This window comes from Pontibacter mucosus (assembly GCF_003054055.1).
GTDB classification, from domain to species: domain Bacteria; phylum Bacteroidota; class Bacteroidia; order Cytophagales; family Hymenobacteraceae; genus Pontibacter; species Pontibacter mucosus.
The window spans coordinates 354,048-372,719 of the sequence record NZ_QBKI01000005.1 but is presented as its reverse complement, the minus strand read 5'-3'; the positions used below and the strand labels follow the sequence as shown (position 1 = coordinate 372,719).

Genomic DNA, 18,672 nt, shown 5'->3' with positions numbered 1-18,672 from the left:
TATTATCATACATCAACTTATAAAAGTTAAAATGGCTAAACCTTTAATCTTAGTTTCCAACGACGACGGCATAACGGCCCCGGGCATCCGAACACTGGTGCGGGTGGCCATGAAGGTAGGGGAGGTAGTTGTAGTGGCTCCTGATTCGCCGCAGTCTGGTATGGGGCACGCCATCACCATTGGAAATACACTCCGTTTAGATAAATCCATTGCTTTAGAAGACCTGGGCGTGGAGGCCTATGAGTGCTCCGGCACCCCGGCCGACTGCGTGAAGCTGGCCAAGTTCCACGTGCTCAAAGATCGCCAGCCTGACCTGGTGGTGAGCGGCATCAACCACGGCTCCAACTCCAGCATCAGCGTGTTGTACTCCGGCACGATGTCGGCAGCTATCGAGGCGGCCATCGAGGGGCTCCCTGCCATCGGTTTTTCGCTCTGCGACTACGGCCACGGGGCGGATTTTAGCCATACCGAGGAGTTTGTGGAGAAGATCATCCGTGAGGCAATCGAGCACGGCATTCCGGAGAACACGGCCCTGAACGTGAACTTCCCGAAGAAGAGCGACGAGCCGATAAAAGGCATTAAAGTATGCCGCCAGGCCCGCGCCAAGTGGCAGGAGGAGTTCGATGAGCGACTGGATCCGCACAACCGCAAGTACTACTGGATGACGGGCAGCTTCGTGAACCACGACAAAGGCGAGGACACCGACGAATGGGCGCTGGTAAACAACTACGTGTCCCTGGTGCCCTGCCAGTTCGATATGACGGCCCACTACGCCATGGCCATCATTAATGAGGATTGGAATTTTTAGTAATTCGTTACTGGTTGCTAGTTAATCGTTTTTAGATTTTCTAACCTTCCAGCTCAACTTGACTTAAATGGAAGCCCTACTGAATAACTCGGTAGGGCTTTATACTTTTGTTGTATAAACCCACCCCCGCCCCTCCGAGGTTACGCTAAGCACCCAAGTTTATTACTGCTTCAAGTTTTCAACTTGGAGCTATTATGGGGCCAGTTTTCAACTGGCGAAAGTATAAATAGCGGCTCCCGCAAGCTGAAAGCTTGCGGCTATGGATAACCACGAGCTGAAAGCGGGCGGTAGAGGAGGTAGGTTATACTTGTATCCTATTGGTAGCCCGGTCTGGGAGGGGAATTTCAGCAACTGTAATTTAATTCCCCTCCTCGGAGGGGGTAGGGGTGGGTAAATTGCAGCTAAGATTTTATACTTTCCGGGATAAATGCCCCTTGTGGTTTACTTGTTCCTAATTCTGGCCATTGCCTAAGTAGTCTGCGATCTGTCTTCCATAGATTGTGTTTTTCTTTTCTTCGGATAGCAGCTGGTATAGCTCGGACGTAACTTCCTTCCCCCAGCTTTCTTTGTAGCTATTCAATGCAAACACACCATAGTAGGAGGTATTCGGGTTACTTCGTATAAACGCTTTGGTAGGTGTTGAGATCTGTAACTGGAAGTCCTGTTGCGTTAGAGAGCCTTCTATACGCGCATGAGGCATATTGCCTTTTTCAGCCTGTATGGTGATTTCACTGTTTTCCAGCCAAAGCATTGTCGCATCTGTCAAACGTATGTCTCTTACTGTTTTACCATCCGTGGCATAGACAGGACCCTTGAAACCAAGTATGGTGAATAGCACTTTATCAACCAGCCGGCCCCGGAACTCGAAACGCTCCTTTTTAACCTGTACGGAGTCAGCTAAAGGGAAATTATTAAACCTGTCCGCATTCCTGAGGTAGATCCAGGTGCCGTCTTCTACCCCTGTTACGGTGCCTGTTATTCTGTAGCTTTGCGAGGAAACGGCATATTGCTTAGAAGTACAAAAGGTGAAGGTTAGCAGGCAGATGAAAAGTAAGGGGGTAGTAAGTTTTTTCGTCATAGTGTTAAGGGTAGGATAATTATGCAGATGAAGCTCAGGTTAATCGGCTGCAAAGTATAAATTGATGCGTTTTATACTTCGCAGCCGATTAGCCATACTTCTGGATGCAAAAATTCTGATTTATCTCTGACTGTTAAAAGTAAAGTGACTATTTATACTTCGTCACCACCACATCAGCGTACATGGTTTTTTCGGATAAAGACTTCGTGGTGCCGTCATCGATTTTAAACCACACGGCCAGTGATTGCAGGCCCTGCCCGTTATAATGTATATGCCCTTCATCTTTGGCATACTTCAAAACGCGTAGGACTTCATCCTGCAGCGCTCTGCTCTGGTTCTTTCCGAATACGTAGTGTAGCGTTCCGTTCTCCATCACCTCGTACTCTATCTCAATAACAGTTTCTGCATCGGTAGTGGGGTAGCGGAGGTTTTTGGCAAAGAATTTAGCTAGTCCCTGAGGGAATTCTCTGTTGGAGGTAGAAGAAGCCGAAGGTTGCGCTTTGGCTGAATAGCTTCCTGCCCGTTGGCCTGCTGACGAATCGAAGGAATGGCCTGTGGGATCTGCCCCGGAGCCTAAGAACTGCACCGGAAGCACTATTTCTGCAGCAACTGGTTGCCCCTTTTTAAGCGCTGGCTGCCATTGGCCGGAGGTGGCTTTTACGGCTTCGGCGGCGGCTTCTGCCAGCTTGGCCAGTATGGTTTTGTTCTGCAGGTTAAAGGTAGCGGCGTCCATGTAATCAAGTTTGGCGCCGGGGCCTATGGTTTTCTTTAGCTTGGTGCTGGCCAGTTTGATGTTTGAGACGCTGCCATCTTTCTCTACCGTGAACTTCACCACCACCCGGGCGTTCAGGTGCTCCTGTTTGGCCTCTTCGGGCATTTTCAGGTGCTGGTGCAGGGTTTGCATCAGCGCTTCCTGCCCACCCTTGAACTGCGGCTGCTGGTCTGTGGCTGCAGCCTCGGCGGGAGCGGTTTTCATGGCAAAGCGCAGCGGCAACGTATACCGGACAGCTACTTCTTTGCCATCCTGCTTACCGGGGTGCCACTTCCCGTCCATCATGTTAACGACACGCACCGCTTCGGCATCGGTACTGGTGCTGAGCGATTTTACCACCTTCACGTCGTCTACAGAACCTTTGGCATCAATTACAAAGGACACCACCACCAGCCCTTCTACACCGGCTTTAACGGCATCGGCAGGGTAGACAATGTTGCTGCCCAGGAACTTCATCATTTCTGCGTCACCGCCTTTAAATACAGGCATTTGCTCCACATAAGTATAAGGTTTGTCTGCTGTTTGGGCCAAAGCAGCAGGGATAGCGGCCAGCAGGGCCATACTTAACAGTGCCGTAGCAGCCAGATTGGAGAGGGTACGTTTCTTTTTCATGGTTAGAGGGGTTTGTTTTTATACTTGGAAAAGGCAATAGCTATCCTGTATCAGCCCGGTAGGAGCTGAAAATGGAATTTCAGAAAGGGTGATTTATACTTTATTTGATGGCGAAGCGGATGGGCAGGGTATACCGTACCGGTACGGCTTTTCCGTTTTGCCTGCCGGGCTCCCAACTGCCATTCATACTTTCCACCACACGCAGGGCCTCCTCGTCCGTACCTTGGCCCAGGGATTTTAATACCTGGAAATTGGATAAAGAGCCATCCCGGTCAACAACAAAACTTAAAACTACTAAACCTTCTACGCCGGCCTCCTGCGCCTGTCTAGGGTAGCGGATGTTCATGCCCAGGAACTTCATCATCTCCACATCACCACCTTTAAATTGTGGCATCTGCTCCACGTAAGTATAAGGCCGTTCTCCGGTATAAGGCCGTTCTCCGGTATAAGGCCGTTCTCCGGATGGAGCATTCGCTTCAGCGTCTGGAAGGGTTACAGCCGGGAGTACCTCAGAGGTGGGGGCTGCAGTTATACTTTGGTTTTCGGCGGTGGCTTGCTGGCGCGCGAGCAGAAAAGCTAAAGCCAGCAGGAGCGGGGCGGCAAGCAGCGGGCGTACCCAACCGGGTTTGTGCCCTTGCAGTTGCAGCATGCGCAGGCGCTTGAGCACCTGAGGCTTAGTAAAGTAGCTTCCCACCGGCAAACCCATACTTAACAGGGCCTCCCTGGAGAGGAGCGAGGTATACTTTTGCGTTTGGTGTCGGCTCACCACGGCGGCATCGGCCTGGTATTCGTGCACATCGCGCAGCTCCTGCTTTAATAGCCACACAGCAGGGTGAAACCAAAGTATGGCCGAGAGCACCTCATAGAGCAGCACGTCCCAAGTATGGCCATACTTTACGTGCGCCAGTTCATGGGCCAGCACCTGCTCCCGCTCCTGCGGGTGTAGCTGCTCCTGCTGCTTGCTCAGGAAGATGTTTTTTCCAAAAGCAAAGGCTGGGTATGGGCTGCTCAGGTGGTATACTTTTATCCCTTCGGCCTGCCTGGCAAGTATAGCCTGTGCCTTCAGTTGCCGGATTTGCCACAGCTGCCGCACCAATTTAAAAAGCACAATCGCCATGACGACAAAGTATAAAGCTACAAGTATAGGGCTCAGGGAAGAGGCTATATCTGTTGCCGCCATAGCTTCAGGCCGGTAACCGGTTACGACCACCTCGCCAAGCTGCACAGCCTGCAGTATCTCAGAAACGGCGGCATCCGGGGCAAGTATGGCAGGCCATTGGATTAATGGGAGCCGCAGCGCGATGATGGGGGCTACAAGCAGGTAAGCCCGGTTAAAGCGAAAGCTGTTCTGCCCCCGCAGCACCAGGAAGTAAAACAGGTACAACGCCAGCAGGGCGATGCTTACCTTCAGCGTATAATTAAGTAGTGCTTCCATCGCTTTCTTCGTTTTCGTCCAGGTCTTGTTTTACGTGCCGCAGCAGCTGGTCCAGTTCCTGCACATCGAGGTTATTGTCCTTGGCGAAGAAGGAAACCAGTTTCTCGAAAGAGCCGCCAAAGTAGCCGCTCATGAAGTTCTTCAAAAAGAAGCTTTTATACTTGTCCTGCTCCACCAGCGGGAAGTACTGGTGCGATTTGCCGAAAGCCTCGTGCCCCACAAAGCCCTTTGTCTCCAGTATACGCACGATGGTAGACACGGTATTGTAGGCAGGTTTCGGCTCGGGCAGTTCCTCCAGAATGTCGCGCACAAAAGCCCGATCCAGCTTCCAGAGTACCTGCATAATCTCTTCCTCGGCCTTGGTCAGTTCTTTCATAGAAGTATAAAGTATGGGTGTTGAGGTAAATATATAACTATATACTTAGTTTAAAAACTAAAAGTTTAGTTAATAAAGAGAAAAAATAAAAAAGCGGCTCTGAAAAGTATAAGAGCCGCTTTTTTTGTGTAAAAATATTTTAGCCGGAATAACCTGGGTTCTGCGTCAGTTCGCCCTGGCTGGCATCAATCTCCCTTCTCGGAATAGGCAGCACCAGATCCGGCGAGTCCCAGGGGATGGTGTAGTTGCCGCCGTCCAAGGTTTCTTCGTTACGTTTCACGTCGTGTATCCTGAAGCCCTCGAAAGCCAGCTCCAGGCGCCGCTCCAGCAGCACATCCTCCAAGGTAACGCTGCTCAGCGGGGTAGCGCCCGCCCTGCCCCGGATCAGGTTCACATCCTCCAGCGGGGTGGCGCCTACTGCCGATCCGAGTCTTAAGTTAGCCTCCGCCCTGATCAGGTACATCTCAGCGAGCCGCACCACCGGTATGTTCTGCCCAAAGTTTGTCCACTTGCCCGACTGAATGTCGCCATACAGGAAGCCTTCATAAATCAGCTCGGTCAGGCGCGTGTCCTGTTCTTCGTAGAGGTCATAGGAAAGCACGGCAACATCTCCGCGGCCAATACCCTCCAGGTCGGCATAAAAGGTGGTGAGGCCGTCGTTGGCGGTGCCTGCGTTGTTCTGGTCGTTCTGTTGTATCTCCCAGATAGACTCGGCCGTGTTATCGTTGCGGAAGATGGCGGTCACGCTCGGGTTGAGGTTAAACGGCCCCTCCTCAATCACGCGGTTAGCTTCCTCGAGGGCGGCCGCATAATCCTGGCGCTGCAGGTGCATACGGGCCAGGAAGGCGCTGGCAGCGTAGGTGTTGGCCCGCTCCTCGTTCAGCTCGGGCAGGAGTTCCTTGGCGCGCTCCAGATCCTGCTCAGCCTGGGCGTATACTTCGGCCACGGTGTTGCGGCGGGCAAAGGTTCTGGCCTGCTCCTCGGTGGTAACGGCGGTGGTGCGGATCGGTACGCCCAGGTTGGTGTTCGGGTCACCGTCGTTCCAAGCCTTGCCATAGAACCTTACCAGCTCAAAGTGCATGATGCCGCGCACAAAAAGCGCCTCCCCCTCAATCCTGTCGCGGGTAGCAGGGTCGCTCACGATGTCGAGCTTGCTCAGTATGATGTTGGCCTGATTGATGGCCGCGTAGGCAGCCACCCAGGTACGCTGCACATCGGCATTGTCGGAGGTCATGGTTTTATTGGCCACCTGGCGGTAGCTGGCGAAGGTACCATACCAGGCTATGTTCTCCTCCGCAGCAAGCAGCTCGGGCAAGAGCAGGAGGTTGGTGCCGTAAAGCTCGCCCCCTCCCAGTATGGCGTACATCCCAATCACGGCGCCCTGCAAATCATCCACTGTGGTGATGGCGTCCCTGGCGTTAATCGACTGCTTGGGGTCTATGTCCAGCGACTCTTCGCAGGCGGTGGAGCCGAGGCAAAGTATGGCTAGAAGGGCAAATAATTTATGTCTCAGTTTCATGTCTTCTCAGGTTTAGGGTTACAGACCAATGCTTACACCAATGGTAAATGTCTTGGCAAGCGGCGGGGTATAGAAGTCGTGGCCAAGGTTCACGTTGCTGCGCCCGAAGTAGGTGGTGTTCACCTCGGGGTCATAGCCGTCGTAGTCTGTAAAGGTGGCCAGGTTGGTTGCCTGCACATAGATTCTGGCCGACTCAAGCCCGATCCTTTCGGTGAAGGTGGCCGGCAGCCGGTAACCCAGGTTCACGTTGTTTATCCTCAGGAAGGAGCCATCCTGCATCCAGCGTGACGACCTGCCGCCACCGTTGCTAGCCAGGTAACGGGCCTGCGGCACATCGGTGATATCGCCTGGCTGCTGCCAACGGTTTAGCTGGTCTTTGGTCTGGTTGTCGAAATAGTCGCCGTTTACCGACTGGAAGAAGCCCGCCATGTTGAAAACATCGTTTCCGGACACGAACTGCATCAGCACGTTCAGGTCGAAGCCCTTGAAGGAGAAGTTGTTGGTGAAGCCACCGGTAAATTTAGGGTTCGGGTTGCCCAGCCGCTGGTCCTGCGCCAGGCTGTAGTTGCTGGTCGTCTCATCGCTGCCGGCCTCAATGTAGTACAGCGCATCACCGCTCTGCGGATCCACACCGGCATACTTTGGTCCCCAGAACACGCCCATCGGCTCTCCCTCTCGTATCTGGCCCAGGCCCCTGGAGTTGCCGAAAATCGTGTTGCCGCCCAGGTCGGTTACCTTGTTGCGGTTAAAGGCAATGTTAAAGTTGGTGTTCCAGGTAAATGCGCCCACCAGGTTCTGCGTGTTCAGCACAAACTCAAAGCCCTTGTTTTCCAGCTTACCGATGTTCTTGGTGATAACAGTATAACCGTTGTAGCCCGGGATGGGAAGGTTCAGCAGGAGGTCGTCGGTGTCCTTGATGTAGTAGTCCACCTCACCTGTGATCCGGTCGTTGAACAAGCCGAAGTCGATGCCCACATCCAGCTGCTTCGTTTTTTCCCAGCGCAGGTCATCGCTAGGAAGGCTGGTGGGCACCAGGCCGGCCAGTTCCTCGTAGGCGGCGGCGCTGTAAAGTGCCAGCGGGGCAAAGTTGCTAATCTCGGCATTACCCGTCAGGCCATAGCTGGCCCGCAGTTTCAGGAAACTAAACAGGCTCGACCCATCCAGAAACGGCTCCTGTGTCAGGATCCAGCCGGCAGAGGCCGCCGGGAAAGCACCAAAGCGGTTGCCGGACCCGAACCTGGAAGACCCATCCACGCGCACGCTGCCGCTGAACAGGTACCTGTCGCGGAACACGTAGTTGGCGCGGGCATAATAAGAGGCAAACACATAGCCCGTTTCAGAGGAGGAGCCACTGGTGATACGGGCAGCGCTGGCGATTTTCTGGAACCTGTCGCTTGGGAAGCCGCGCCCCTCCACGGAGGCAGAGCTGGTGTTGGCGCGCTGGTAGCTGATACCTAAAAGGCCCTCCAGTTTGTGCGCATCGGCAAAGGTGTTGTTGTAGGTCAGCGTGTTGTTGGTGTTATAGTTGGAGGAGGTCAGCTGCGAGTTGTAGCCATAGCCCGAAGGGCCGCCATCCTGCGTTTGCCTGCCCAGGTACAGCTCCTCCTGCAGGTTCAGAAAATCGATACCATGCTCGGTACGGAAGCGCAGGTTCTGCAGCACGTCCACCTCCAGAAAAGCCGTGCTGATGGTGCGGTAGGTCAGGGCATCGTTGAAGCCGTCACGCTGGTCTATCAGGTTGTTATAGTACAAGGTCCTGCGGTTGAGCTCCCCGGTCTCCGGGTCTATCTTGGGCTGGATAGGGGGGAGGGCGTTCAGCTGAATAACGTTGGAAAAGGCGTTGTCGTCGGATACACGCTGGTTTAGCGTGCGGATAAGCGAGACGTTGGTGCCAATCCGGACGCGGTCGCTGATGCTGTGGTCGATGTTGAAGCGGCCCGAGGCCCTGTCGAACTCGTTTCCTACCAGGATGCCGTCGGTGGTGTTGAAGTTGCCGTTGATGTAAAAGCGCGTTTTCTCGTTACCGCCGCTCAGCGCAACCTCATACTGCGACACACTGCCGGTTCTGAAGGGTTCCTCGCCCCAGTTCTGGTCGTAGGGGGAATTGATGTCCAGCCCGTTTCTGGCGAATACCGTGGCCGGGTCGCCGCCCACGTTCTCAATGGCCTCCGAGAAAAGCTCGATATACTCTTCAGCGTTTAAAAACTCCCTTATCTTGGTGGGGCGGCTGAAGCCGGTGTAGTAGTTGAAGGTGATATTGGTCTTGCCCGCCTGTCCCCGCTTGGTGGTGATGATCACCACACCATTGGAAGCCCTGGATCCATAAATGGCCGCCGCCGAGGCGTCTTTCAGGATCTCAATCGAGGCGATATCATTGGGGTTGATGTCGGCAATGGGGTTGAGCGGCTCTGCGTTGGTGGTGCCCAGGTCGGAGGAGGTGACCGGTATACCATCTACCACATAGAGCGGCTGGTTGCTGGCCGACACGGAGGCGGCGCCGCGGATACGGATGTTGATGCCCTGGCCGAGCTTGCCGCTGCCCTGGTTTATGTACACGCCGGCTGCCCGGCCCTGCAACGCCGACTCCAGCGAGGGGGTGGGAATGTTGGCGATGTCCTCGCCGGATACCTGCGCGATGTTGCCGGTCAGCTCTTGCTTTAGCTGGGTGCCGTAGCCAACCACTACTACCTCGCCCAGTTGCTGCTGGTCCGAGCCGAGGGCTACGTTTATTGTTGTCCTTCCCTCCACGGCAATCTCCTGCGTCGCCATACCTATAAACCGGAAGACTAGGGTGGCATTGGGCTGCACAGTTAAAGTATACTCACCGTTAGCGCCGGTTGTAACGCCGTTTGAGGTGCCCCGCTCCAGCACGGTAACGCCAGGTAAGGCAGCGCCGTCGGTAGCAGAGGTTACCCTGCCGGATACCGTCTGCGTCTGTGCCCAGGCAAGGGGCAGCACCAGCAGGAGCAGCAGGAATTGGAGCAGTACATGTTTCTTCATAGGATATGGGTTTGATTAATAAGTATGAAATTGGGCTTATCTGGTTATCAGGTAAGGCAATGCCGTCTGCGCTGCCACGGTCTGAACCAGGTTGATGGGGTAGCGGAGGGGAACATTTCTAGGTAGTTTATACTTGCCCCGGCCAGCTGTTTTGGCTATAATTATATTGTGTGATTAAATTATACTATATATCGAGATTGAAGTTGCCCGCAGGGTAGTATAAATTTACTTAGGAAGGATTAGCATATCTACAGAAAGGAAGTCGCTGCCGCCTTTTATACTTTCCTGCCAGCCCAGGCGCTTTAACTCGCGCCGGATAAAGCTGTTGAGCAGGCCGTGGGCAACCAGCACGGTGGTATGGCTCCGGCGGGCGTCACGGTCGAGGAGTTCGGCGGCTTTTCTGGCGCGGGTGCGAGCCTGCCGGAAGGTTTCGATGTCGCGGTTGTTGAAGCCCAGAAACCAGAGCAGGCGGGCACTCAGCAGCCATACTTTGATGGGCAGGTGCAGCCAGGGCAGCGTGAAAATGCGGCGCTCAAACTCCCGGAAAGTCTCGTCGATGTGCAGTTCCACGTCCTCCCCGAAAATGGCGCGTGCCGTTAGCTGCGAGCGGACCAACGTGCTGCAGTATACTTTCTTTATCTCCTTAAAAGGTATCGCCTCGTGCTGCAGTACAAAGGCCTCCACCTGGGCGGTGTCGTAGTCAGAGATGTACTGCCGGGCAGCCGTCGCGTTAAAAAAGCCCTTTCGCTCCACCTTAGGCCTGGCGTGGCGGATGAGGAAAATGCGGTAGGGGGAAGTATCCAATTGAAAGCCCTGTTGGTCCTACCCCTTGCATACCACTTGGCGGCTGCTTGGGTTCTAAGAAATGTTGGCCGGAGCTAAATCTGCAAATACCTGCTGTTTTATACCTGGCCATTCCGGCCGGAGGATGCTGTAGTAGATCGTGTCGCGGCGGCGCCCGTCGTGCATCTGGGTGTGGCTGCGCAGGATGCCCTCCTCCGTGGCGCCAATCTTCAGCATCGCCCGGCGGGAGTGCAGGTTCAGCACATCCGTTTTCAGTTCTACCCGCTCCATGCGTAGCTCCTCAAAGGCATGCTGCAGCAGCAGGAACTTGCAATGGCGGTTCAGCCCGGTGCCGCGGTAATCCTTGCTCAGCCAGGTCCAGCCAATTTCCAGCCGCTTGTCGGGCAGCGAGATATTGCCGTAGCTGGTGCTGCCCGCCAGTTTGCCGGTGGCCCTGTCCACGATAAGGAACGTGTAGCGGGTGCCGGTGGCGTAGCCTTTCTCTACGTTGCTTGCCCATTCCTGCAACTCCGCCTGGTTGCTGATACGGGTAGGCATAAAGCGCCAGATATCCTCATCCAAAGCGATATGGGCTAACTCAGGTAAGTCTGAAGGCAGGTAGCGGCGCAGCAGCACGCGATCGTCCTGGAGCAGGATGTCTTGGGGAAAGTTCATAGAACAATGTTTTAGCTGGAGATTGGTGCAAAGTAAACAGTTTTTTGATTGCGAGCAGGCGCATACTAACCTGTTATCAGTACAATGGAAAAGGTGTAGCGTGTGGTATCTTTTAAAGCCTTATCCCTCCATAAGCGCAGTAACACAACAATTAGGCTGTTTTTATATAGCCTTGCGGCAGCATCTACAACCCTATTTCCATCTGCTACGTTCTACCTAACAATTTTCAGCACCCACATAAATTTCTAGTAGGAGGACAAAAATAAACGGAAGACGTGCAGCAACTTAAGGGTAAGAGAGCGATAGTGAGCGGAGGAGGATCGGGCATAGGTAAAGCCATTGCCGCGCAGCTCACTGAAGACGGAGTTCAAACTGCCATTGCCGATCTGCACTTGACCGATAACCTACCCCAAGGAAGCATCTGCCTCACCTGTGATGTTTCCGATGCCGTAGCCATAGACAACCTTTTCGAAGCGGTGCAGCAACAGCTGGGCGCACCAGACATACTTGTGTGCAGCGCCGGCCTGGGCGTGCACGAGAAACTTACGGAGGGAGACCCGGCAAAGTGGCAACAGGTAATCAACACCAACCTGATGGGCACCCTGCGCCTGATCCGGGCTTTTGTACCGGGCATGCAGGAGGCAGGCGCCGGCGATGTCGTGATCGTGTCGTCGGTAGCGGCAGGACAGGCCTACGCGTACGGAGGCGTGTACGCTGCTACCAAGACCGCCCTGCAGGTAATTGCCGAAACGCTGCGGCAGGAAGTATTGCCCAATGTCCGGGTAACGGTAGTAGCACCGGGAGTTACCGACACTGCCTTTTTCGAAAATACCCTATCCGGCAGCCAGACGGTGGAAAGTATAGGGTATGGTGCCCTCACCCCCGAAGAAGTAGCAGATGCCGTCTTATATGCCCTACGTCAGCCACCGGGAGTATCCATCAACAACATCACCCTCAGGCCCACGGCGCAGGTGTTTTAACTCCGGCTAGAGCCTATCTAACCATATCAGCACCCAAAATAAAAGTACAAACTAAACAGAAAGTAAACTTAAAACTATGAAAGACAAGGTATTGATTACCGGCGGCGCTGGGTTTATCGGTTCTCACCTGGCCGATGAACTGCTGCAGCAGGGGTATGCCGTAAGAGCATTGGACAATTTGAGCGAGCAGGTACATGGCAAAGACTGCCAGCGGCCGGCGTACCTGCATGAAGACGTAGAGCTGCTAATTGGGGATGTACGCAACCCGGAGGATGTGGCACGTGCGCTGGAGGGTGTGGACTACGTGTTCCACTTTGCGGCGATGGTAGGGGTAGGGCAAAGTATGTACGAGCTGCGCGAGTATACCGACGTGAATAACATAGGCACCACGGTGTTGCTGGAGGCCCTTATCAAGAAGCCTGTGAAGAAGCTGGTGGTGGCCAGCAGCATGAGCATCTACGGGGAGGGGCTTTACAAAAGCGCCGCGGGTGAACAGACCACTGCGCAGGAGCGGCCACTGGAGCAGCTGAAAGCAGCCGATTGGGAACTGTACAATGCGCAAGGCGAGCAGCTGCAGCCGGTACCTACCCCGGAGACAAAAGCCCCTAGCTTATCCTCGGTATATGCCCTCTCCAAGTATGACCAGGAGCGCCTTTGCCTGATGGTGGGCCGTGCCTACAATATTCCAACCGTAGCCATGCGCTTCTTTAACGTGTACGGCACCCGGCAGGCACTTTCGAACCCTTATACCGGGGTGCTGGCCATTTTCGCTTCGCGCCTGCTGAACAACAACTCTCCGATGATTTTCGAGGATGGCTACCAGCAGCGGGACTTTGTGCATGTGCGTGATGTGGCATTGGCCTGCCGCCTGGCCATGGAGAAGGAGGAGGCGAACGGGCGCGTGTTTAATGTGGGCAGCGGCAACAACTACACCATCCGCGAGATTGGGGAGCGCCTGGCGGTGGTGATGGGCAAGTCAGACCTCCTTCCGGAGATAACGGGCAAGTATAGGGTAGGGGATATCCGCCACTGCTACGCCGATATCTCGCTGGCCAGGGAAGTGCTGGGCTTTTACCCGCAGGTGGAGTTTAACGCCGGTCTGGAAGAGCTGGCTGGCTGGCTTGAGGGCCAGATCGCCTACGACCGCGTCAGCGAGGCGAGTGCTGAGCTGGCTTCCCGCGGCCTCACCGTTTAATCACCCTTCCGTGTACATCAATTAAAGGATTCAAATCAGTATGAAAATAGACGACAAGACTTTGAACAGCAAGCCAACGCTCCCCGTGGTGGGCCTGGTGGAGTGGTTCAGACCCGGTGAGTATGAGCATGTAGAAGAAACGCTGGCCAGCCTGAGGGAGCTGGGGGTGCAAGAGCTGCGCACCGGTGTTTCGTGGGCCGACTACTATACCCCCGAAGGGCAGGAATGGTACGATTGGCTCATCCCGACGCTGGCTAGGGAGGTACGCATACTTCCCTGCTTTTTGTATACCCCGCCAAGTATAGGCGAGAAGCCCCGCACCTCCTCCCCACCCAAGGACAAGAAAGCGTATGCCGATTTTCTGGATGTGTTCATCGCCAGGCATGGGGATCACTTTGAGTGGGTGGAGCTCTGGAACGAGCCGAACAACATCACAGAGTATGATTTTACCCACGACTACGGCTGGAACAAGTTTGCCGAGATGGTAGGAGGCGCGGCCTACTGGTGCAAGCAACTGGGCAAGAAAACCCTGCTCGGCGGCATGAGCCCGATAGACCCGAACTGGCTGCAGACCATGTACGACCATGGCGTGATGCAATACATCGACGCAGTGGGTGTCCACGGTTTCCCGTATGTGTTCGATCAGCTTTGGGACGGCTGGGAGGACAGGATACAGGCCGTGCGCGAGGTAATGGAGCGCAACAACTGCAAAGCCGAGCTCTGGATCACGGAGGCCGGGTTCTCTACCTGGCAGCACGATGAGTTTAAGCAGTTGCAGGAGTTTAAAGAGGTGCTAAAAGCCGACGTTGCCCGCATCTACTGGTACGCTGTAAAAGACCTAAGCCTGGAACTGCCCACTGTTGGCGGCTTTCACCTGGACGAGCGGGAGTACTATTTCGGATTGAAACGCGAGGACGGAAGCAGCAAATTGCTCTACCGCCTCTGGGCACGCCACGGCATCGAGAAGCTTAGCGAACTCAACTACCTGAAGCGCAGCCTGGATGAGAACACCGAACCCTACATCCTTATCACGGGAGGGGCCGGCTTTGTGGGCACAAACCTGGCCAAGCGCCTGCTGGGGCAAGGCAAGCGCGTGCTGGTGTTCGATAACCTTAGCCGCGACGGGGTGGAGGAGAACCTGCGTTGGCTCCACCACACCTATGGCGACAGGCTGGAAGTACACGTGGGCGATATCCGCGATCTACAGGCCGTGCGCCAGGTAATGAAGCGTGCCGAGCAGGTCTTTCACTTTGCCGCTCAGGTGGCCGTTACCACTTCCCTTAATTTTCCTATCAATGATTTTGAAATAAACGCGCGCGGTATCATTAACGTGCTGGAGGCGATCCGGCAACAGAAAAACCCGCCGCCACTGGTGTTTACCTCCACAAACAAAGTATACGGAGGGCTGGAGGACATGGAGTTTGTCTCCAACGGATCGCGCTACTACCCGGCCGATACCGGTACCAAGCAACATGGCATTTCCGAAAGGCGCCATCTCGATTTCCACAGCCCCTACGGCTGCTCGAAGGGTGCCGCCGACCAGTACGTGATAGACTATGCCCGCACCTATAACCTGCCGATGACGGTGTTCCGGATGAGCTGCATCTACGGCCCGCACCAGTACGGCAACGAAGACCAGGGCTGGGTGGCGCACTTTGCCATCAAGGCCATCGAGGGCGAGCCGGTCAACATCTATGGCGACGGCAAGCAGGTGCGGGATATCCTGTTTGTAGAGGATCTGGTGGATGCTTTCCTGCTGGCGCAGGAGCACATGGATAGTATAAAAGGACAAGCCTTTAACATAGGCGGAGGACCTGCGAACACTGTGAGTTTGCTGGAGCTGCTCAAAACTATCGGCAAGTTCCGGGGGGCTAAAGTCCCTCTTCAGTTCGGCGCTTGGCGTCCGGGCGATCAGCACTATTATGTGTCCGACATCCGCAAATTCAGGGAGGCGACGGGCTGGTATCCGAAGCATGACGTGCAGGAAGGAGTAGCCAGGCTTTACCAGTGGCTGTGCGAGCACCGCGGCCTGAAAGTACCGATTGCGCTTTCCTCCCTGTTGGAAAAAGAAGAAGAACCTGTAAACAAAGCCGCAGTAGCTTAACATGATGCAAGAAACGCTTACAACACATAAACCAGCAGTGCCCAGCACCCACGCCACCACCATGAAAGCCGCCGTGCTGGTAGCGCCGCAAAGTATAAAAATAGAGGAAACCGCCCTGCCCGAGCCAAAAGCCGGGCAGGTGCGCATCCGGCTGCAGGGCTGCGGCCTTTGTGCCTCCAACATCCCGGTGTGGGAGGGGCGCGAGTGGTTCAGCTACCCAGTAGCGGCCGGCAACCCGGGCCATGAAGGCTGGGGTGTGGTAGACGCCGTAGGCGAAGGGGTAGACCAGTTGCAGCCCGGTGATCGCGTGGCTGCTTTGTCTTACAACGCCTACGCCGAGTATGATGTGGCCGATGCCGATAAGGTGGTGAAACTGCCCGATTCTTTGCAGGATAAGCCCTTCCCCGGTGAGCCGCTGGGCTGCGCCATGAACATCTTCCGCCGCAGCGACCTGCAGGCCGGGCAGACGGTGGCCATCCTGGGCATCGGTTTCCTGGGGGCGCTCCTGATTCAGCTGGCCAAGGATGCCGGAGCACGGGTTATTGCCGTGTCGCAGCGGGAGTTCTCTTTGGAAGTTGCAAAAGAATGTGGCGCAGACGAGGTGATTAAAATGGATGATCACTATAAAATTATAGAAAAAGTAAAGGAACTAACAAACGGAAACTTCTGCGAACGCGTAATAGAGTGCACCGGAAAGGAGTGGCCGCTGAACCTGGCCGGTGAGCTTACTGCCGAGCGCGGCAAGCTGGTGATCGCCGGTTTCCATCAGGACGGCATGCGGCAGGTGAACATCCAGCTCTGGAACTGGCGCGGCCTGGACGTGATCAATGCCCACGAGCGCGACCCGAAAGAGTACATCAAAGGCATAAGAGAAGCTGTAGCGGCTGTGGAGTCGGGCCGGATGAACCCGGAAAAGCTCTACACTCACACCTATACGTTACAAGAAATTGCAAAAGCATTCGAACACCTCACAAGCCGCCCGGACGGTTTTGTGAAAGCCCTTATAACCTACTGAACATGACGGAAACTATACTTGACAAGGCGGAAGCCCCTTCAGCATCTTCTTCTACTACCTTTGGTCATACACCAAGGCTCGGTTTCCTGGGCGTTGGCTGGATCGGGCGTAACCGGATGGAAGCAATCTCAAAGTATAAGGCCGGAGAGGTAGCCTATATCGCCGATACAGCACCCCAAAACGCCGAAGAGGCACTGAAAAGTGAGCCTGGGGCAAAGCAGGTGTCCTCGCTGGAGACCATGCTGCAGCAGCCAGAGGTGAACGGAATCGTTATCGCTACGCCAAGCGCCTTTCATGCCGAGCAAAGTACCCTAGCCCTAAAGGCAGGCAAGCACGTGTTCTGCCAGAAGCCGCTGGGGCGCAATGTGGAGGAGACCAAGCGCGTGGTAGAGGCTGCGCGTGCGCAGAATAAACTCCTAGGGGTAGACTTATCCTATCGCCATACCAAGGCCATGCAGGAAGTTTACAAGGTGGTGCAGAGTGGCGAGTTGGGGCAGATTTATGCCATCGAGCTGGTGTTCCACAACGCCTATGGCCCCGACAAAGCCTGGTTCTACGAGCCAAAGCTTTCGGGTGGCGGCTGCGTGATAGACCTGGGCGTGCACCTGGTGGACCTGGCCCTGTGGAGCATGAATTTCCCGGAGGTAAAGCAGGTGCAGAGCCATCTCTACGCCAAAGGCAAACCGATAAGTATGGCAGAAGGCAAAGTAGAGGACTATGCCGCCGCGCACATCGAACTGGAGGGCAATACGCTCCTGCAGTTGAGCTGCTCCTGGAACCTGCCGGCCGGACAAGAGGCCATTATCAGCGCCACTTTTTACGGCACAAACGGGGGCGTGGCGTTTAAAAACGTAAACGGCTCCTTCTACGACTTTGTGGCCGAGCGCTACTACGGCACCAAAACCGAGCAACTCTGCGCCCCGCCTGACGAGTGGATGGGCCGTGCCGGCGTGGCCTGGGCTGAGCGAGTAGCCAAGGGCGAAGGTTTTAGCGAGGAAGCCGAAGAGTATGTAAAAGTAGCAGAAGTATTAGATAAAATTTACGGAAGATAATATTTACGGAAGATAGGAGTATGGAGGCACAACATCCCTCAAAGATTTTGATGACGGCCGACACCGTAGGCGGTGTCTGGACCTATGCGCTGGAGCTGATTAGGGCTTTGGCTCCTTTTAAGACTCATGTGGCCCTGGCTACCATGGGCGCACCGCTCACCGAAGAGCAGCGGCAGCAGGTGGAGGACATCGACAACATGACCCTCTACGAAAGCCACTACAAACTGGAGTGGATGGACGAACCCTGGCAGGACGTAGAGCAGGCGGGCCAGTGGCTGCTCAGACTCAAAGAAGAAGTACAACCAGACCTGGTACACCTGAACGGACTGGTGCATGGCGCCCTCAACTTTGGCGTGCCTACAGTGGTGGTGGTGCACTCTTGTGTGCTGTCGTGGTGGAGGGCCGTGAAGGACGAGGAGGCCCCGAAGGCCTGGGAAAAGTACAAGGAAATGGTGACCAAAGGCCTTCAGAACGCCACGATGGTGGTGGCGCCAACACAGGCCATGCTGCACCAGGCGGAGGCGTTGTACGGGCCTTTCCAGAACAGCACAGTGGTGTACAACGGCCGCGGACAGCACAGCTTCCAGTTCGGGAGAAAAGAGCCCTTCGTGTTCAGTATGGGCCGCGTGTGGGATGAGGCAAAGAACATCTCCATGCTTGCACACATCGCCTCCGACCTGCCCTGGCCGGTATACATTGCCGGCGATGCGCGCCATCCGGCTACCGGAAAAGAGATAGAGCTGGAGAATGTGCACTTCCTGGGCCAACTGACTGAGAAAGAAGTATCGGACTGGCTGTCAAGAGCTTCAATCTATACCTTGCCTGCCAAGTATGAGCCTTTCGGCCTGACCATCCTGGAAGCGGCCATGTCGGGTTGCGCGCTGGTGGTGGGTAAAACCGATAGCCTGGCAGAAGTATGGGGCAACGCGGCCAAGTACGTGAACCCGAACGATGCCGACGAGTTGCGCGACACGATCAAGAACCTGATTGAGGATGAGTTTGGCCGCAACATCATGGCCTGCCGCGCCGTGAAGCGTTCCCATGGTTACACCGCCGACCCTATGGGCCAGGATTACGACCACGTGTACCGGCAGCTGCTCAAGCAAACAGTCACAGTATAATTCTGAATGAGTGGATGCGTGAAACTTATACGTTGACCTTTTTCCATGTCATCCTGAAAGGATCTTGTTAGCCAGTAGCGATTGCTTTGCGACAACGCCACCAGGATCTTTACAAGATGACAGCACTGAAAGACGTATTTCTTCACT

General features: G+C 55.0%; 15 protein-coding genes. 7 read left to right on the top strand and 8 right to left on the bottom strand.

Annotated features, from left to right (window positions below):
* The first annotated feature begins 31 nt into the window (after positions 1-31).
* Positions 32-808 carry a 5'/3'-nucleotidase SurE gene (surE, locus tag C8N40_RS12155; RefSeq protein ID WP_108212022.1) on the top strand — a complete coding sequence of 259 codons (777 nt, stop codon included), beginning with the start codon at positions 32-34 and terminating at the stop codon, positions 806-808.
* Between the two features lie 451 nt (positions 809-1,259).
* On the opposite strand, the gene C8N40_RS12150 is transcribed toward surE, so the two are convergent.
* The 8 genes from C8N40_RS12150 to C8N40_RS12115 form a co-directional block, all read right to left on the bottom strand.
* On the bottom strand, positions 1,260-1,886 hold the full coding sequence (locus tag C8N40_RS12150; RefSeq protein ID WP_108212021.1) for a DUF4369 domain-containing protein: 627 nt from the start codon (positions 1,884-1,886) through the stop codon (positions 1,260-1,262).
* Between the two features lie 148 nt (positions 1,887-2,034).
* Positions 2,035-3,270 (bottom strand): TonB family protein, encoded by a 1,236-nt coding sequence (locus C8N40_RS12145; RefSeq protein WP_108212020.1) that lies wholly within the window; start codon positions 3,268-3,270, stop codon positions 2,035-2,037.
* 100 nt (positions 3,271-3,370) lie between these two features.
* Positions 3,371-4,705 carry a M56 family metallopeptidase gene (locus C8N40_RS12140; protein ID WP_108212019.1) on the bottom strand — a complete coding sequence of 445 codons (1,335 nt, stop codon included), beginning with the start codon at positions 4,703-4,705 and terminating at the stop codon, positions 3,371-3,373.
* Positions 4,689-5,081, bottom strand: a complete 393-nt coding sequence (locus C8N40_RS12135) for a BlaI/MecI/CopY family transcriptional regulator (protein ID WP_108212018.1) — start codon at positions 5,079-5,081, stop codon at positions 4,689-4,691. Before C8N40_RS12135 ends, C8N40_RS12140 begins: the two co-directional genes overlap by 17 nt.
* A gap of 139 nt (positions 5,082-5,220) precedes the next feature.
* The gene (locus tag C8N40_RS12130) at positions 5,221-6,600 is read right to left on the bottom strand and encodes a RagB/SusD family nutrient uptake outer membrane protein (RefSeq protein ID WP_108212017.1); all 1,380 of its coding nucleotides are present in this window, start codon (positions 6,598-6,600) and stop codon (positions 5,221-5,223) included.
* Between the two features lie 18 nt (positions 6,601-6,618).
* Complete coding sequence (locus C8N40_RS12125; protein WP_108212016.1) at positions 6,619-9,600, bottom strand: SusC/RagA family TonB-linked outer membrane protein; 2,982 nt, start codon at positions 9,598-9,600, stop codon at positions 6,619-6,621.
* 225 nt (positions 9,601-9,825) lie between these two features.
* Positions 9,826-10,404, bottom strand: coding sequence for a histidine phosphatase family protein (locus tag C8N40_RS12120; RefSeq protein ID WP_108212015.1), 579 nt, complete (start codon positions 10,402-10,404; stop codon positions 9,826-9,828).
* A gap of 54 nt (positions 10,405-10,458) precedes the next feature.
* On the bottom strand, positions 10,459-11,058 hold the full coding sequence (locus C8N40_RS12115; protein WP_108212014.1) for a GNAT family N-acetyltransferase: 600 nt from the start codon (positions 11,056-11,058) through the stop codon (positions 10,459-10,461).
* A gap of 275 nt (positions 11,059-11,333) precedes the next feature.
* On the opposite strand from C8N40_RS12115, the gene C8N40_RS12110 reads away from it, so the two are divergent.
* The 6 genes from C8N40_RS12110 to C8N40_RS12085 all read left to right on the top strand — a co-directional run bounded on the left by C8N40_RS12110 (position 11,334) and on the right by C8N40_RS12085 (position 18,525).
* Positions 11,334-12,038 (top strand): SDR family oxidoreductase, encoded by a 705-nt coding sequence (locus tag C8N40_RS12110; protein WP_108212013.1) that lies wholly within the window; start codon positions 11,334-11,336, stop codon positions 12,036-12,038.
* Between the two features lie 76 nt (positions 12,039-12,114).
* The gene (locus C8N40_RS12105; RefSeq protein ID WP_108212012.1) at positions 12,115-13,233 is read left to right on the top strand and encodes an NAD-dependent epimerase/dehydratase family protein; all 1,119 of its coding nucleotides are present in this window, start codon (positions 12,115-12,117) and stop codon (positions 13,231-13,233) included.
* Between the two features lie 40 nt (positions 13,234-13,273).
* Positions 13,274-15,337 carry an NAD-dependent epimerase/dehydratase family protein gene (locus tag C8N40_RS12100; protein ID WP_108212011.1) on the top strand — a complete coding sequence of 688 codons (2,064 nt, stop codon included), beginning with the start codon at positions 13,274-13,276 and terminating at the stop codon, positions 15,335-15,337.
* Between the two features lies 1 nt (position 15,338).
* Positions 15,339-16,352: an MDR/zinc-dependent alcohol dehydrogenase-like family protein gene (locus C8N40_RS12095; protein ID WP_211318096.1), complete on the top strand. Its 1,014-nt coding sequence runs from the start codon at positions 15,339-15,341 to the stop codon at positions 16,350-16,352.
* A gap of 2 nt (positions 16,353-16,354) precedes the next feature.
* A complete protein-coding gene (locus C8N40_RS12090) occupies positions 16,355-17,404 on the top strand; it encodes a Gfo/Idh/MocA family protein (protein WP_108212010.1) in 1,050 nt (349 codons plus the stop codon).
* Positions 17,405-17,424: 20 nt separating this feature from the next.
* Positions 17,425-18,525, top strand: coding sequence for a glycosyltransferase (locus C8N40_RS12085; protein ID WP_245905096.1), 1,101 nt, complete (start codon positions 17,425-17,427; stop codon positions 18,523-18,525).
* Positions 18,526-18,672 lie beyond the last annotated feature (147 nt).